Here is a 602-nt window from a genome sequence, read left to right as displayed (position 1 = left end):
CTGATCGCCTTCATGGTGCTGGGCTCGATCTACGGCGGCGTGGCCTCGGTCACCGAGGCGGCGGCCATGGGCGTGTTCGGCGTGCTGCTGGCGGTGCTGGCCCGGGGCGAGTTCTCGTTCTCGATGATGCACCAGAGCCTGTCCCAGACCCTGGTGACCTGCGGCATGATCATCTGGATCGGCATCGGCGCCGCCGCCCTGGTCGGGGTCTACAACCTGATGGGCGGCAACCGCTTCATCTCCGGCATGATCATGGATCTGGACGTCTCGCCCATCGTGATCATCCTGGTGATGATGGCGATCCTGATCGTGCTCGGCATGTTCCTCGACTGGATCGGGGTGGCCATGCTGACCCTGCCGATCTTCGTGCCGATCATCGTGCAGCTGGGCTACAGCCCGATCTGGTTCGGCATCCTGTTCGCGGTGAACATGCAGGTGTCCTTCCTGTCGCCGCCGTTCGGACCCGCGGCCTTCTACCTGAAGGGCGTGGCGCCACCGGAGATCAGCCTCAAGGACATCTTCGTCTCGGTGCTGCCCTTTATCGCCCTGCAGCTATGCGTACTCGCGGCGCTGCTGGTGTGGCCCGAGATGGCCATGTGGCT

The 602-nt window shown here is 64.3% G+C and carries 1 protein-coding gene; it reads left to right on the top strand.

Annotated elements, in window-relative coordinates; all coding sequences use genetic code 11:
* Positions 1 to 602 (top strand): TRAP transporter large permease subunit (locus tag C6W88_RS21230; RefSeq protein WP_146164697.1); only part of this gene is annotated, 602 nt, incomplete at both ends.

Origin of the sequence: Halomonas litopenaei (assembly GCF_003045775.1) — a bacterium.
Classification (GTDB): Bacteria; Pseudomonadota; Gammaproteobacteria; order Pseudomonadales; family Halomonadaceae; genus Halomonas; species Halomonas litopenaei.
This window is presented reverse-complemented; position numbering and strand designations above follow the sequence as displayed.